This window comes from Euzebya sp., assembly GCF_964222135.1.
Classification (GTDB): Bacteria; Actinomycetota; Nitriliruptoria; order Euzebyales; family Euzebyaceae; genus Euzebya.
Genome location: NZ_CAXQBR010000013.1, coordinates 38292 through 53957, shown reverse-complemented (window position 1 = coordinate 53957; position 15666 = coordinate 38292). Strand labels below are relative to the sequence as shown.

Here is a 15666-nt window from a genome sequence, read left to right as displayed (position 1 = left end):
GCCGTCGTCCCCTCACCAGATCCGCACCCGCTCGTCGGGGTCCAGCCACAGGCCGTCGCCCGGACCGGTCCCGAAGGCCTCGTGGAAGCCGTCGACGTTCCGGACGACGTTGGCCCGGAACTCCGGCGGCGAGTGCGGGTCGATGGTGAGGCGCCGGATCGCCTCCTCGGTCCGCGCCAGCACCCGCCACACCTGCGCCCAGCCGACGAAGAACCGCTGGTCGCCGGTCAACCCGTCGACCTGCGGGGAGGACCCGCCGAGCTCGTCGGCGACGTACAGCTGCCAGGCGTGGAAGGCGACGGCCACGCCGCCGAGGTCGCCGATGTTCTCCCCCACCGTCAGGCCGCCGTCGACGGTGTGGGCGTCGTCGAGGTCCCGTGGGCTGAACACGTCGTACTGCTCGGTGAGCGCCTGCACCTTCGCGTCGAAGGCCTGGCGGTCGACGTCGGTCCACCAGTTGACCAGCGCGCCGGTCCCGTCGTACCTCGACCCCTGGTCGTCGAAGCCGTGGCCGATCTCGTGGCCGATGACCGCGCCGATGGCGCCGTAGTTGTAGGCGGGGTCGCGGTCGGGGTCGAAGAACGGCGGCTGCAGCAACGCGGCGGGGAACACGATCTCGTTCATCGCCGGGTTGTAGTAGGCGTTGACCGTCTGCGGGGTCATGAACCACTCGTCGCGGTCCACCGGCCCGGCGAGCTTGGCGAGTTCCCGGTCGCTCTCGACGGCGTGGGCGCGGCGGATGTTGCCGAGCAGGTCGTCCGGCCGGATCTCGAGGGCCGAGTAGTCCTTCCACCGGACCGGCTTTCCGATCTTCGGGGTGAACGCCGCCAGCTTCTCGAGCGCCCGGGAGCGGGTGTCGGCCGCCATCCAGTCGAGGTCGGTGATGCGCTGGCGGTACGCCTCGACCAGGTGGTCGATCAGCACCGCCATCTGCTCCTGCGCCCGCGGCGGGTAGTGGCGCTCGACGTACAGCTGGCCGACCAGCTCGCCGAGCAGCCCCTCCACCAGCGCGACCCCGCGCTTCCACCGGGGCCGCAGCTGCGGGGCGCCGGTCAGGGTCCGGCCGTAGAAGTCGAAGGAGGCGTCGACCAGGTCGCTCGACAGGTAGCCGGCCATCGACCGGATGACCCGCCAGGTCAGCCACTCCTTCCACACCTCGAGCGGCTCGTCGACGAGCAGGCCGGCGACGGCCTCGACCACGTCGGGCTGGCCGACGACGACCTCGTCCCAGTGGTGTGGGTCGGCGCCCATCCCCTCCAGCCAGGTCGTGGCGGTCGGCAGCGCGGCGCGCAGCTGCGCGGCGGTCGTGAGGTTGTAGGTGGCGACTGCGTCGCGGGTGGCCGTGCGGTCCCAGTGGGCGGCCGCCAGCCGGGTCTCGAAGGCCATGATCCGCTGGGCGACCGCGTCGGCGTGGGCGGTGGTCGGCACCGCCTCGGCGAGCTCCAGCATCCGGGCGACGTGGGGGACGTAGGCCTCGCGGATCGCGGCGTGCTCGTCGGCGCGGTAGTAGGACTCGTCCGGCAGCCCCAGCCCGCTCTGGGCGATGTGGATCAGGTAGCGGTTCGGGTCGGTCTTGTCGATCCAGACGCCGGCCCCGAGCACCCCGCCGATGCCCTCGCGCGCCAGCTCGCCCTGCAGGCGCATCAGGCCCTCGACGTCGGCGACGGCGTCGATGCGGGCGAGGACCGGCGCGAGGGGTGCCACGCCCGCGGCCTCGACGGCGGCCTCGTCCATGAAGCTTGTGTACAGGTCGCCGATCTTCTGCGCGGCGCTGGCCGCGTCCGACCCCTCGGGCGCGTCGCTCGCGGCGGCCTCGGCGATGATCGCCCGGACGTCCTCCTCGGACTTGTCCCGGAGGATCTCGAAGGAGCCGTACGTCGCCTTGTCCTCCGGGATCGCCGCGGCGGCGATCCAGCGCCCGTTGACGTACCCGAACAGGTCGTCCTGGGGGCGGACGGCCGGATCGAGGTCCTCTGCGATCGGGCGGGGCTGGTCGACGGTGGTCACCGGTGCGGTCCTCCTGGGGGTGGTCTGGCGCCCCACTCTGACATGCGCGCCTGGACATGTGCCCGCGCTAGCCTGCCGGGCTCGTCACGTCCGACCTCCCGCCACGGAGACCTGCGATGCCCGACCTGAAGCGCCCTGCTGCCCTGAACCGCCTGGCCGTCCTGACCAGCGGCGGCGACAGCCCCGGCATGAACGCCGCGCTGCGCGCCGTCGTCCGCGCGGCCGACGCCGCGCAGATGAGCTGCGTGGGGATCGCAGACGGGTACAAGGGCATGATCGACGGCAGGCTGAAGCCCCTCGACGCCCGTGACGTCTCCGGCATCCTGCAGCTCGGCGGCACCGTCCTGGGGACGGCCCGCTCGACGCGGTTCCGCACCCCGGAGGGGCGGGAGATCGCGGCGAAGAACCTCCGCAACGCCGGCGTCGACGCGGTCGTGGTCATCGGGGGGGACGGGTCGATGCAGGGCGCGAAGCTCCTCAGCGAGGAGCACGGCTTCGCGGTGGTGGGCATCCCCGGCACGATCGACAACGACCTGTCCGGGACCGACTTCACCCTGGGGTTCGACACCGCGGTCAACACCGCCGTCGACGCGATGGACAAGATCCGCGACACCGCGGCCAGCCACAACCGGCTGTTCTTCATCGAGGTGATGGGCCGCCACGCCGGATGGATCGCCCTGTACTCGGGACTCGCCGGCGGCGCGACCGCCGTGCTGGTGCCCGAGAGCAGCTGGGAGGAGGACTCGATCCGCGCGAAGGTCCTCGAGTCCTTCGCGCTCGGCAAGCGCTTCTGCATCGTCGTGGTGGCCGAGGGCGGCGAGGAGGGCGGCGCCTTCGGGGTGGCCCGCCGGGTGACCCACGAGACCGACCTCGACTACCGGGTCTCGACGCTCGGGCACATGCAGCGCGGCGGCGCGCCCACGATGCGCGACCGGGTGCTCGGGGCGCGCCTCGGGGACGCAGCCGTGGCGGCCCTGCTGGACGGCGAGGACCAGATCATGGTCGGCGAGCGCCGCCTCGAGATCGTCCGCACGCCCTTCGAGGAGACCTGGACCACCGACGACCGCGACTTCGCCGGGCTGCTCGGCCTGATGGACCGCCTGGCGCGGTAGCGGGGCCGGTCGCGGGTCAGGGCCGGTCGCGGGTGGACGCCGCGCCGATCGACCGGGTCAGCGCCCACACCAGCCGCGGGGTCAGCACCCCCTCCCCCAGGCCGATCTCGGCGATGTCGTCGTAGACGGCCGGGTCCTGGGCCGCCGCCATCGCGACCGACATGGCGGCGGGCAGGTCGAGCAGCCGTGCCAGCGCGGCGGTGGTCGCGAAGTGCCGCCCGAACCGGCGGCGGATCATCCGGCGGTACAGCGGGCCGGGGGCGTCGGGGGCCAGGGCCAGCGCGGTCGCCGCCATCCGCCCCGACGCGACCGCGTAGAAGATCCCCTCCCCCGTCAAGGGGTTGATCAGCCCGGCGGCGTCGCCGACGAGCAGCACGCGGCCGTGGTCGGGCCGCGGACGGCCGGTCGACAGGGGCAGTGGGTGGACGGCCAGGCTGCCGGGTTCGAGCGGTCCGGCGGCGGCCGCGCGGGTCCCCTCCTCGAGGGTTCGTCGCACCCTGCCGTCGAGGCGGTCCCGGGCGGCGTCGACCCGCATCCCGAAGCCGACGTTGGCCCGTCCGTCCCCGAGGGGGAAGGACCAGGCGTAGGCCGGCCAGCCGGTGCCGGCCACGTCGATGCGCTGGTGGCTCTGCCCGGGCTCGGCGGGGGCGTACGCCCGCGCGGCGACGGCGCGGTGGCGGTCGGCCGCCGGGGGGACGCCGAGGCGGCGGCGGACCACCGACGTCGCGCCGTCCGCGGCGATCAGGTGCGGGGCGGCGAACCGGCCGTCGACGACAACCCGGTCGACGTCGACGGTCAGGTCGCGGACGCGGTGGTGGACCAGCTCGACGCCTGCCGCGACGGCGTGGTCGACCAGCCGGGCGTCGAAGGTCGTGCGGGGGATCACCCGGTTCGCCCGCCGACCCGTCCCCCTGGCCCGCTCCCCGGTGGGGGTCGTGAGCTCGAGGGTGTCCACCGGCGGGGCGTCGCCCTCGACTCCGGTCACGCCGATGCGGGCCAGCTCGGCGAAGGCGTGCCAGGCGATCGCGTCGCCGCACGCCTTGTCCCGCGGGAACGCCGCCCGGTCGATCATCACCACCCGCCACCCGGGCCGGAGCCGCCGGGCGGTGATCGCGGCGGTGGCGCCGGCAGGCCCCGCGCCCACGACCACCAGGTCAGCCCGCTCCACCCGCTCCTCCGGGCGCGAAGTCGCCGTCAGCCGACGACGAAGTTGACCAGGCGGCCGGGGACCACGATCTCCTTGCGGATCGCCTTGCCCTCGAGGTGGTCGGCGACGGCCGCCTTCGCGGCGGCCTTGACGTCGTCGTCCGAGGCGCCGGTCGGCACGTCGACGGTCCCGCGCAGCTTGCCCTGGACCTGCACGGCGATGGTGGTGGTGTCCTCGACCAGGGCGTCGGCGTCCCACTTGGGCCACGGCTCGTAGGCGAGGGTCTGGGAGTGCCCCAGGCGGGACCACAGCTCCTCGGCGAGGTGCGGGGCGTACGGGGAGAGGATCAGCAGGAACGCCTCGGCGTCCTCGCGCGCGGGAGGCTGGCCGCCGCAGGCGTTGACCAGCTCCATCATCTTCGCGATCGGGGTGTTGACCTTGAGGGTCTCGATGCCCTCCGTCGTCTCCTTGATCGCGGTGTGCAGCGCCCGGCGGACCTCGCGAGGCGTCTCGTCAGGGAGGTCGCGGAGCGCGCCGGTGTCGGTGTCGACGAACAGCCGCCACGTGCGTGACAGGAAGCGGTGGATGCCCTCGCACCCCGAGGTGTTCCACACCTTGGTCTGCTCGAGGGGACCCATGAACATCTCGTAGAGCCGCAGGGTGTCGGCGCCGAAGCGCTCGATGATGTCGATCGGGTCGACGGAGTTGTTGAGGCTCTTGCCCATCTTCCCCGAGCGCTGCTCGACCGGGACCCCGTCGCGGGTGAAGTACTCGGTCACCACCTCGGTCTGGGAGTGGGCCGACGTCATCGTGACCGCCGCCTCGGGTCGGTGCTCGACGGTGTCGGGGTGGTGGTAGCGGCCGCCGCTCTCCCGGTAGGAGTTGGCCAGGATCATCCCCTGGTTCGCCAGGCGCATGAACGGCTCGGCGGTCGGGACCATCCCGATGTCGTAGAGCACCTTGTGCCAGAAGCGGGCGTACAGCAGGTGCAGGACGGCGTGCTCCACCCCGCCGATGTACAGGTCGACCGCCCCCCAGTAGTCGATGCGCTCCTGGCTGAAGGGCACCTCGGTGTTGTCCGGGTCGACGTAGCGCAGGTAGTACCAGCACGAACCGGCCCACTGCGGCATCGTGTTCGTCTCGCGGATCGCGGGGCGGCCGTCGGGCGCCGTCGTGTGCAGCCAGTCCGTCGCCCGGGCGAGGGGCGGCTCACCGGTCGCGGTCGGCTTGTACTCGTCGACGTGGGGCAGCTCGACGGGCAGGTCGTCGGGCGGCACCGGCACGATCTCGCCGGTCGGGTTCCCCTCGTCGTCGACGATGTGGAGGATCGGGAACGGCTCGCCCCAGTACCGCTGCCGGCTGAACAGCCAGTCGCGCAGCTTGAAGTTGACCTTCCGCTCGCCGTGGCCCTCCGCCTCCAGCCAGTCGATGATCGCGGTCTTGAACGCCGCGACCGACAGGCCGTCGAACTGCCCGGAGTTGATCGCGGTCCCCTCCCCCGCGTACGCCTGCTCCTGGACGTCGATGCCCTCGGGGGTCGTGTAGGTGGGGACGATCGGCAGGTCGAAGGCCCGCGCGAACGCGTGGTCGCGCTCGTCGTGGGCGGGCACGGCCATGATCGCGCCGGTGCCGTAGCTGGCCAGCACGTAGTCCGCGACCCACACCGGGATCGCCTCGCCGTTGACGGGGTTGATCGCGTGCCCACCGGTGAAGACGCCCGTCTTGTCCCGCTCGGCGCCCAGCTGGCGGTCGAGCTCGGACTTCGACGCGGCCTTCTCGACGTACGCCTCGACCTCCGCGCGGCGGTCGTCGGTGGTGACCTCGGCGACCAGGGGGTGCTCGGGCGCCAGGACGCAGTAGGTCGCGCCGAACAACGTGTCGGGCCGGGTGGTGTAGACGACGAAGCTGCCGTCCCCTTCCGCCAGCCGGAAGGTGACCTCGGCCCCTTCGGAGCGGCCGATCCACTGGCGCTGCATCTCGAGCACCCCGTCGGGCCAGTCGAGCGGGCCGCCGTCGGGCCCGCCGGTGTCGAGGTCGTCGAGCAGCCGCTGGGCGTACGCGGTGATCTTCAGCATCCACTGCCGCATGTTCCGGCGCTCGACGGGGTCGCCGGTCTCGACGTACCGGCCGTCGACGACCTCCTCGTTGCTCAGGACCGTGCCCTGGGCCTCGCACCACCAGACCGGGACCTCCTCGAGGTAGGCCAGGCCCTGCTCGTAGAGCTTCAGGAAGATCCACTGGGTCCAGCGGTAGTAGTCGGCGTGGCTGGTGACGACCTCGCGGGACCAGTCGTAGCTGAAGCCCAGGCGGTGCAGCTGGGTCCGGAAGTACTCGATCCGCTCGTCGGTGATCACGCCCGGGTGGGTGCCGTCGCGCTGCGCGGCGCGCTCTGCGGGCAGGCCGAAGCTGTCGAACCCGATCGGGCTGAGGACGCTGTACCCGGTCATCCGCTTGTACCGGGCGACGATGTCGAGCGCGGTGTAGCTCTCCGGGTGCCCGACGTGGAGTCCGCTGCCGGAGGGGTAGGGGAACATCACGAGCCCGTAGTACGGCGGCTTCTCGGGGTCCTCGACCGCCGTGAACGTCTCGTGCTCCGCCCAGTAGGCCTGCCACCGCGGCTCGATGGCCGTGGGGTCGTACTGGTGGCTCATCGTCCTCGCTGCTCCTGTCGCGCCGGTCCTGCGAGCGCCCACGGTAGACGCTCGCGCTCGTGGGGCCGGCCGGGGGTCGGTGCGATCCGGAGGGTCGATGCCCCGAGGTGGCCGGGTCCCCCGAGGTGGCCGGTCCCCCCGAGGTGGCCGGTCCCCCCGGAGGGGCCTGTCATGTTCGTTGCGCAGAACGAGACGAAGGCGACAGACCTCGCCCCCGGAGCAGGACCACCCCCGGAGGCCTGTCATGTTCGTTGCGGCCCACGAGACAAAGGCGACAGACCCACCGCGACCGCGGGACCCTGCCGCCGCGGGACACCCCACGCGACCGCGGGCCCCACGCCGGAGCGGGACCCACGCCGGTGCGGGACCCCCTCCTACAGGTGGCTGACGCTGACGTCGTCGATGCGCCCGTCACGGGTGAAGGTGACGTTGACCAGGGAGGTCCCGATGGTGGCGACGACCATCTCGTCGAGGCCCGTCACGGCCACCTGGGCATCGGCGAACAGCGCCATCGCCGCCGCCCGGTGGTCCATCGGCGCCATCGCGATGCCGGTGGTCAGGGCCTGGACGACCTGGTGGGCGTCCGGCGGCGGCAGCTCGACGTCGCCGAGCAGCAGGTAGACCGCCCCCCCGGGCACCGGCGCGCGGTACAGCGCGTCCGCCCGGCACCACCCGCGCGCGATCGCCGCGAGCAGGAACGGCTCCACCTCGTCGGTGTGCCAGACCGGCTCGGACAGCTCCATGACGTCGTGCTCGGCGCCGTAGGCCCTCAGCGCCTCCGCGCAGCGCGTGACCGCCTCCGGCGCGATCCCGCTGGTCGCCCACGCCCAGGTGAAGGTGTGCGCGGCGTCGTCGACCGTCCCGACGACCTGCAGGTCGAACGTGCGGTCCCCGAAGGTGGCCGTGTGCGCGTCGAGGTCGACGTCAGGCACCTCCCCCTCGAGCAGCTTGGCGAGGAGCTGCTGGCGCAGCAGGGTCGCCGGCACGTGCTCGGCGGCGAGGTCGAGGACGAGGGGGAGCTCGGCCACGCCTACCCCCAGCTCCGCTCGAGGGGCTTGCCCTCGGTGAACCCCGCCACCGACTGCAGGCCCAGGACCGCACGGTCGGCGAAGGCCGTGAGATCCGCGGCGCCGGCGTAGGTGCAGGCGCTGCGGATGCCGGCGACGATCTGGTCGACGAGGTCCTCGATGCCCGGCCGGTCGGGGTCGAGGTACATGTGCCCCGAGCTGATCCCCTCCTCGAAGAGCGCCTTGCGGGCCCGGGTGAACGGGTCGTCGTCCCGGGTGCGGCGCTGCACCGCCCGGGAGGAGGCCATCCCGAAGCTGACCTTGTACGCCCGGCCGTCGGCGTCGAGCTGCAGGTCGCCGGGCGACTCGTGGGTGCCGGCGAACCAGGACCCGACCATCACCTGGCTGGCGCCGGCCGCGAGGGCGAGGGCGACGTCCCGCGGGTGGCGGACCCCCCCGTCGGCCCAGACGTGCCCGCCGACGGCGCGCGCCGCGTCGGCGCAGGCGATGACGGCGGACAGCTGGGGGCGCCCGACCCCGGTCATCATTCGCGTGGTGCACATCGCGCCTGGCCCCACGCCGACCTTGACGATGTCGGCGCCGGCGTCGAGCAGCTCCCGGGTCCCCACCGCCGTGACGACGTTGCCGGCGACGACCGGGACGGCGGGGTCGAGCGCCCGGACGGCCCGGAGGGCAGCGAGCATCCGCTCCTGGTGCCCGTGGGCGGTGTCGACGACCAGCACGTCGACGCCTGCCCCGAGGATCTGCGCCGCCGTCGCGGCCACACCGCCCCGCGAACCTCCCGGTCCGACGTCCCCGTTGATGCCGATGGCCGCGCCCACGACCAGGCGCCCGTCGGCGTCGACGGCGGGCTGGTACAGCGTCGAGCGCAGCGCACCCATCCGGGTCACCAGGCCGACCAGCCGGTCGTCGTCGTCGACCACCGGCGCGAGGCGGCGGCGCGCCTCGTGGAGGTGCATGAACGCCGTGCGGGGTGACTCGCCGGCGCGGAGGACGAGCAGCTCGGTGCTCATCACCTCCCCGACCTGGGTGAACCGGTCGACGTTCTCGAGGTCGGCGGGCGTGACCACCCCGATCGGGTGGTCGTCGGCCACGACCACCGCGGCGCCGTGCGCCCGCTTGTGGATCAGCTGCTCGGCGTCCCCGACCGTGTCGCCGGCCGTCAGCGTGATCGGCGTCTCGTACACCGGGTCGGCGGCCTTCACCGAGGCGACCGCGCTGGCGACGATTTCCGGCGGGATGTCCTGGGGGATGATCGCGATCCCGCCCCGCCGGGCGAGGGTCTCCGCCATCCGCCGGCCCGACACGGCGGTCATGTTGGAGGCGACCAGGGGGAGGGTCGTCGGGCAGCCGTCGACAGGGGTCAGTTCGACGTCGAGGCGGGACTCGACCGCGGACCTGGCCGGCACCAGGAAGGCGTCGTCGTAGGTCAGGTCGCGATCGGGTCGGTGGCCGTCGAGGAATCGCACGTCAGCACAGGCTAGTCGTGCGCGCAGCGGGTCGGAGGTCCCGGCCGGCGCGGGTCGATCGGCACCGCAGGCCCTGCGACCCGGCGCCTACCGTCGGCAGGTCCGAACCCTCCCGAACCCCAGAGGTGGCCCGCCAGGGAGTACCGCGAGTACCTGCACGACCTGCGCCAGCCCACCCGTGCGCTGCGCGAGGCCATCCCGGAGGTGTGGCAGGGATTCGCCGACCTGCACCGCGCCGCGGTCGCCGACGGCGCGCTCAGCGCGGCGGTCAAGGAGCTGATGGCGCTCGCGATCAGCGTCGCGACGGGCTGCGACGGCTGCATCGGCTACCACACCCAGGGCGCGGTCCGGGCGGGCGCGACCAGGGAGCAGGCGGCCGAGGCCATCGGGGTGGCGCTGCTGATGACCGGCGGGCCGGCCTCGACCCACGGCCCCCACGCCCTCGAGGCCTTCGACGAGTTCGCGGCAGCCGCGGAGGCCCGCGCCGCCGGCGGCAGCTGACACGGGGGTCAAGGCCGGCGCGGACCTGCCGATCCTCCTCCCGAGACCCGTCCGAGGAGGGGATGTGAACCGCTGCCCGCAGTGCGACGTGCCGGTCGGCAACCAGTCGAACCGCTGCGCGATGGGCCACGTCCAGCCACCGCCGGCGCGACCGGCCTACCTCGAGCGGCCGGCCCCGAGCGCCCCGCTGCACGTGGCCCTGGTCCCCACCTCCGCCCCGCCGACCGGGGCGGCCCGGAGGGGCGCGCTGGGCCTGATCGCCGCCCTCGCCGCCGTCCTGATGATGTTCTGGATCGCCCGTCCCGCCGGCCCGGTGTCCGTGCACACCCAGGGACCCGGCACATCCGTCGTCACCGCGGACGCGAACCCGGTCGCCGGTGACGGCCGCGACGCCCTGCGGGACGTCGGCGCTCCGCCGTCCGGACCGCCCGGGCAGCTCGAGCTGTCCGCCGGCCTGCCCGATGGCGCCGCCGACGCGGTCCTCGAGCTGTCCGAAGAGGTGGTCGCCGCCCTCGCCGAGGGGGCGACCCGCACGCGGGTGGCCACGCTGGTGGAGTCCTGGGTCGCCACCGCCCCGACCGACGTCGCGTCCGTCGACGCCGAGGGCCTGTGCCTCGCCGTCGAGGTCGCCGACGGTGAGATCTGGCACATCCCCGACCTGTCGGCCGACCCCGGCCTGGTCGAGGGACCCTGCCCCCTCGAGGGCTGACGCGCGCAGGTCCCGCGCGGGGCGATAGCGTGCGATGCCGATGCGCCGCACCACCCCCACGACCGCGCCATACGGCACCTGGCCCTCCCCGCTGTCAGCCGACGCCCTCGCCGGATCCGCGATCGCCTTCGCCGACCTCGTCGTCGACGGCGACGACGTCCTGTGGATCCAGCAGGAGGCCCGCCTGCAGGGCCGCGGCGCGGTCATGCGACACTCCCCCGGCGGCGGCGTCACCCAGCTCACCCCCGACGACTTCAACGCCCGCACCCGGGTGCACGAGTACGGCGGCGGGGCGCTCGCCGCGGGGCACGGCGTCGTCCTGGCCTGCAGCTGGGCCGACCAGCGGGTCCACCGGATCGTCCACGGCCGGACCGAGCCGGTCACGCCGGCCCCCGCCACCCCCGCCGGGATCCGCTGGCAGGCCATGCGCATCCTCCCCGGCGGTGGCGCGTTCGTGGCGGTCCGCGAGACCCACGGGCCGGACCGGCCGCGGTCGAACCCGAACGTCCACGGGGCGGAGGAGGCCGTGAACGAGCTGGTCCGCGTCGACCTCGCCACGGGCAGCGTGACCGTCCTCGACACCGGGTCGGACTTCGTCGGCGGACCCTGGCTCAGCCCGTCGGGTCGGCGCATCGCCTGGCTCCGGTGGGACCACCCGCACATGCCCTGGGACACCGCCGCCCTCTGGGTGGCGGACCTGGCCGACGACGGGCTGCGCGACGCCACCCACGTCGCCGGCGGCGACAGCGCGGTCTCCGAGGCGCGGTGGCTGGACGACCAGCGGCTCGCGTTCACCGACGACGCGTCCGGCTGGTGGAACGTCCACCTGTGGGACGGCGAGCGGGTGACCCGCCTCCACGACGAGCCCGTCGACGCCGGCACACCCCGCTGGCAGCCCGGCACCGACCGGATCGCCCCGCTCGGCGGGCGGCTGTACGTCGCGGTCATCGATGCCGGCCTGATGCACGTGCGCGACCTCGGCGAGCCGCCCGAGACCTCGCCCACCGCCACCCCGGCCAGCAGCACGCCGATCGACCTCGACGGCATCGCCAGCATCCAGTGCCTCGACGTCGCCGGCGACCGGCTCGTCGCCATCGCGGGCGGGCCGGCCACGCCGAACGCCGTGATCGCGATCGACCCGACGGCGCGGACCACCGCACCCCTCAGCACCGTCCAGGACGACCCCGCCGCCGCGATCGGGGCGACCCCCCGGCCGATCAGCTTCCCGACCCCCGACGGGGCGACCGCGCACGCCCTGCACTACCCGCCGACGAGCCGCACCCACGTCGGTCCACCCGACGAGGCCCCGCCGCTGGTGGTGCTCAGCCACGGCGGCCCGACCGGCGGGGCGCGGGCGGCGCTCAACCCGACAGCCCAGTACTGGGCGTCGCGGGGGTTCGCCGTCGTCGACGTCAACTACCGCGGGTCGGCGGGCTACGGCCGCGCGTTCCGCGATGCGCTGAAGGGGAGCTGGGGCATCCACGACGTCACCGACTGCGTGGCCGCGGCCACCCACCTGGTCGCCGAGGGGCACGCCGACGGCGACCGGCTCATCATCGAGGGCGGCTCGGCCGGCGGGTACACGACGCTCATGGCGCTGTGCACGACCGACGTCTTCGCCGCCGGCGGCAACTCCTTCGGCGTGTCGGACCTGCGGGCGCTGGCGACCGACACCCACAAGTTCGAGTCCCGCTACCTCGACTCCCTCATCGGGCCGTGGCCCGAGGAGGAGGCACGCTACGTCGAGCGCTCCCCCATCACCCACGTCGACCGTCTGACCACGCCCACGATCGTGCTGCAGGGGGACGAGGACGCCGTCGTTCCCCCGTCGCAGTCCGAGGTGATCGTCGACGCGCTGCGCCGGCGCGGCCTGCCGCACGCGTACCTGCTGTTCGCCGGTGAGCAGCACGGCTTCCGGCAGGCGGCCAACATCGCCCGGGCGTTCGAGGCGCGCCTGGCCTTCTACGGGCGGGTGCTCGGCTTCGACCCGGCCGACGACATCGACCTCCCGGAGTTCGTGCCGGGGACGGCGTCCGGCTGACGAACCGACCGGCGTGGGTAGTGTCCTCCGGGTGCGAGAGGACACCGCGGCCGGCGGCTCCGGCGACGCGCCCGCCATCGCGGTGGAGGGGGTCAGCAAGGTCTTCGGCTCGACCCGGGCCCTCGACGACATCGACCTGACCGTCCGGGCCGGCGGTGTCGTCGGCCTCCTCGGCCCGAACGGAGCCGGCAAGACGACGCTGGTCCGGGTCCTCGCGACGCTGCTCCGGCCCTCGAGCGGCCGCGCCAGGATCTTTGGCACCGACGTGGTCGACGACCCGCAGCGGGTCCGCCAGCAGATCTCCCTCACCGGCCAGTACGCCGCGGTGGACGAGCTGCTCACCGGCCGGGAGAACCTGCTGATGTTCGCCGAGCTGCTGCAGCTGACCGGCCCCTCGGCCCGGGCCAGGGCCGACGAGCTGCTGGAGCGGTTCAGCCTGTCCGACGCCGCGGACCGACGGGCGTCCACGTACTCCGGCGGCATGCGACGTCGGCTCGACCTGGCCTCGAGCGTCATCCTGCCCCCGCGGCTCCTGTTCCTCGACGAGCCCACCACCGGGCTCGACCCGCGGACCCGGAACGAGATGTGGGACGTCATCCGGGAGCTGGTCGCCGAGGGCACGACGCTGCTGTTGACGACGCAGTACCTCGAGGAGGCCGACCAGCTGGCTGACCGCATCGTGGTGATCGACCACGGGCGCATCATCGCCGACGGCACCGGGGACGAGCTGAAGGCGGCGGCCGGCGGCATCACCGTCGAGATCCTCCTGCGCGACCGCACCGACCTCGACCCGGCCTGCACCGCGCTGAAGGACGTCGGCCTGGACCCCGAGCCGGTGCTGGCCGCCACCGTCGACCTCGAGGTGCCGACGGACTCCGACAGCGGCCTCGCGACCGTCCAGATCGTCGCGAAGGCGCTCGAGGCCGCCGGGATCGCGGTCAGCGACCTCGGACTGCGCCGCGCCTCCCTCGACGAGGTGTTCCTCCAGCTCACCGACCGCCGACCCGAGGAGGGGGCGTGACCACGACCGACCAGGGGGTCCTGTCGACCGCGTCGATCGAGCAGCGCCACCGCACCGGCGTGCTCGCCGCGCTGGCCGACGGGTGGACCATCGGCAAGCGGAACCTGAAGCACTTCACGCGGCTCCCGCGGCTGCTGGTCTTCTCGACGATCCAGCCGGTCATGTTCGTGCTGCTGTTCGGCTACGTCTTCGACGGCATCGCCCAGGGCGACCTGCCGGAGGGCTACCCGAACTACCTGGCGTTCGTCCTCCCGGGCATCTTCATCCAGTCGACGGTGTTCCGGATGACCCAGACGGCGGTCGGGCTGGCCGAGGACCTCGAGAGAGGGGTGATCGACCGCTTCCGGTCCCTGCCGATGTCCCGCTCCGGGGTGCTCGTCGGCCGGACGATCGCCGACCTCGTCCGCAGCATGGCCGTGATCCTGCTCATGGTGGTCTTCGGGGTGGTCGTCGGGTTCAGGTTCCAGAACGGGCCGCTGGCCGCGCTCGGCTCCATCGCAGTCGTCGCGCTGATCGGCTACGCCCTCAGCTGGGTGTTCGTCTTCGTCGCGCTCAACGTGCCGGGGGCGGAGTCCGCCCAGTCCGCCGCGTTCGTGGCGGCGTTCCCGCTGTCGTTCGTGTCGAGCGTGTTCGTCCCCACCGAGTCCATCTCACTCGGGTGGCTGGCCGCGATCGCGCGCAACTCCCCGATCACCGCGGCAGCCGACGCCGCTCGCGGCCTGGCGGTCGCCGGACCGATCCTGCAGCCGACCCTCCAGGTGCTGGCGTGGACCGCCGGGCTGCTGGCGCTGTTCATCCCGCTCAGCGTGGCGAGGTTCCGCCGGGTCGAGTGACCGGCGATCGGGTCGGACGTGCGTCAGGCCCGGACGGCGGTCAGGTCCGGGATCCGGGCGCCGGCGAACTCCTCGACGGTGATGCGGCTGATCCGACCGCCGGTGAGGGTGAGGGTGTCCCGGCCGTGGACCTCCACCCCGCCGCTCGAGCGGACCCAGTGGCCCACGGCGGTGCCCTCGTCGACGACGGCGTGGCGGATCACCTGCATCGTCGCACCGGGGGCGATCCCGCCCCACAGCCGCCGGAACACCTCGGCGATGTGGACCGCGCCGGTGACCGACAGCGCCTTGCCGTCGATGATCTCGACGTACTCGGCGTCCTCGGTCAGCAGCTGGGTGATCTCGGACGGATCGAGCGGACCACGCCGCCGGCACTGCATGAAGCGGCGGACGACCGGTTCGGTGGCGGAGTCGGTGGCGGCGGGAGCTCCCATGCGCGTGACACTACCTCACGCTGAGTGAGTGATCCATCACCGGCTTCAGACATCACCACCAGTGATCGGTACGTTTCGCTCCGCATCCGAAGGCACCCCGACGACCGCCCGGAGGCCGACGGCCACGCGCCGTCGGACCGCGCCCTGCGGGTCGGTGCGCAGGGCCGGGTGGTTGAGGCCCTCGACGAGGACGACGACCGCCACGGCCGTGGCCCCGCCGTCCTCGACGGCCACCATCCCCGCGCGGTCGACACGCCGGAGGAACGTGGCGAGGACCGTGGTGGCCCGGGAGTGGCGGCTGCGGTAGACCCCGCGGATCGGTTCGGATGCCCGCAGGCGGGCCAGGGCCGCAGCGATGACCGGCCCCGACTCGGCGTAGCCGTCGGCCACCCGGTCCACCACCTCGTCCAGCACGGCGGCGACACCGACGTCCAGCACGCGCGCGGGGTCGAGGGCGGCCTCGACCCCGTCGATCAGGTCGTCGAGGCGGCGGGCGAACGCGGCCGCCAGCGCGTCGTCGCGATCGCTGAAGTAGCGGTAGAAGGTGCCCGTGGCCACCCGGGCCTCCGCCGCTACGGCCGCCGAGCCCGGATCGGCGCCCGCACCCAGCAGCCGCTCGACCGCGTCGAGGAGCGCCGCGCGGGTCCGGCCGGCCTTCGCTGACAGATCCGTCACTTCCATGTGGTCATAAGTGAACCATGCTGCGCTATCGT

The 15666-nt window shown here is 73.6% G+C and carries 13 protein-coding genes; 6 read left to right on the top strand and 7 right to left on the bottom strand.

Annotated elements, in window-relative coordinates; all coding sequences use genetic code 11:
* Positions 1-12: 12 nt before the first annotated feature.
* Positions 13-2007 (bottom strand): M13 family metallopeptidase, encoded by a 1995-nt coding sequence (locus ACEQ2X_RS03805; RefSeq protein ID WP_370324445.1) that lies wholly within the window; start codon positions 2005-2007, stop codon positions 13-15.
* A gap of 116 nt (positions 2008-2123) precedes the next feature.
* On the opposite strand from ACEQ2X_RS03805, the gene pfkA reads away from it, so the two are divergent.
* Positions 2124-3119, top strand: a complete 996-nt coding sequence (pfkA, locus tag ACEQ2X_RS03800) for a 6-phosphofructokinase (protein WP_370324444.1) — start codon at positions 2124-2126, stop codon at positions 3117-3119.
* 16 nt (positions 3120-3135) lie between these two features.
* On the opposite strand, the gene ACEQ2X_RS03795 is transcribed toward pfkA, so the two are convergent.
* The 4 genes from ACEQ2X_RS03795 to ACEQ2X_RS03780 form a co-directional block, all read right to left on the bottom strand.
* Positions 3136-4287, bottom strand: a complete 1152-nt coding sequence (locus tag ACEQ2X_RS03795) for an NAD(P)/FAD-dependent oxidoreductase (RefSeq protein ID WP_370324443.1) — start codon at positions 4285-4287, stop codon at positions 3136-3138.
* 26 nt (positions 4288-4313) lie between these two features.
* The gene (leuS, locus tag ACEQ2X_RS03790) at positions 4314-6917 is read right to left on the bottom strand and encodes a leucine--tRNA ligase (protein ID WP_370324442.1); all 2604 of its coding nucleotides are present in this window, start codon (positions 6915-6917) and stop codon (positions 4314-4316) included.
* Positions 6918-7291: 374 nt separating this feature from the next.
* Positions 7292-7945, bottom strand: coding sequence for a DUF6882 domain-containing protein (locus ACEQ2X_RS03785; protein WP_370324441.1), 654 nt, complete (start codon positions 7943-7945; stop codon positions 7292-7294).
* 2 nt (positions 7946-7947) lie between these two features.
* The gene (locus tag ACEQ2X_RS03780; RefSeq protein ID WP_370324440.1) at positions 7948-9414 is read right to left on the bottom strand and encodes a GuaB1 family IMP dehydrogenase-related protein; all 1467 of its coding nucleotides are present in this window, start codon (positions 9412-9414) and stop codon (positions 7948-7950) included.
* 153 nt (positions 9415-9567) lie between these two features.
* On the opposite strand from ACEQ2X_RS03780, the gene ACEQ2X_RS03775 reads away from it, so the two are divergent.
* From ACEQ2X_RS03775 to ACEQ2X_RS03755, 5 genes are all read left to right on the top strand, one after another.
* Positions 9568-9915, top strand: a complete 348-nt coding sequence (locus ACEQ2X_RS03775; protein ID WP_370324464.1) for a carboxymuconolactone decarboxylase family protein — start codon at positions 9568-9570, stop codon at positions 9913-9915.
* Positions 9916-9979: 64 nt separating this feature from the next.
* The gene (locus tag ACEQ2X_RS03770; protein ID WP_370324439.1) at positions 9980-10624 is read left to right on the top strand and encodes a hypothetical protein; all 645 of its coding nucleotides are present in this window, start codon (positions 9980-9982) and stop codon (positions 10622-10624) included.
* Positions 10625-10664: 40 nt separating this feature from the next.
* Positions 10665-12665, top strand: coding sequence for a prolyl oligopeptidase family serine peptidase (locus tag ACEQ2X_RS03765; RefSeq protein WP_370324438.1), 2001 nt, complete (start codon positions 10665-10667; stop codon positions 12663-12665).
* 31 nt (positions 12666-12696) lie between these two features.
* Positions 12697-13686, top strand: a complete 990-nt coding sequence (locus ACEQ2X_RS03760; RefSeq protein WP_370324437.1) for an ATP-binding cassette domain-containing protein — start codon at positions 12697-12699, stop codon at positions 13684-13686.
* Positions 13683-14519, top strand: coding sequence for an ABC transporter permease (locus ACEQ2X_RS03755; RefSeq protein WP_370324436.1), 837 nt, complete (start codon positions 13683-13685; stop codon positions 14517-14519). The genes ACEQ2X_RS03760 and ACEQ2X_RS03755 overlap by 4 nt, the downstream gene beginning before the upstream one ends.
* 23 nt (positions 14520-14542) lie before the next feature.
* Here ACEQ2X_RS03755 and ACEQ2X_RS03750 read toward each other — a convergent pair whose 3' ends face one another.
* Positions 14543-14953: a nuclear transport factor 2 family protein gene (locus ACEQ2X_RS03750; protein ID WP_370324435.1), complete on the bottom strand. Its 411-nt coding sequence runs from the start codon at positions 14951-14953 to the stop codon at positions 14543-14545.
* Between the two features lie 45 nt (positions 14954-14998).
* Positions 14999-15634, bottom strand: a complete 636-nt coding sequence (locus ACEQ2X_RS03745; protein ID WP_370324434.1) for a hypothetical protein — start codon at positions 15632-15634, stop codon at positions 14999-15001.
* Between the last annotated feature and the right edge of the window lie 32 nt (positions 15635-15666).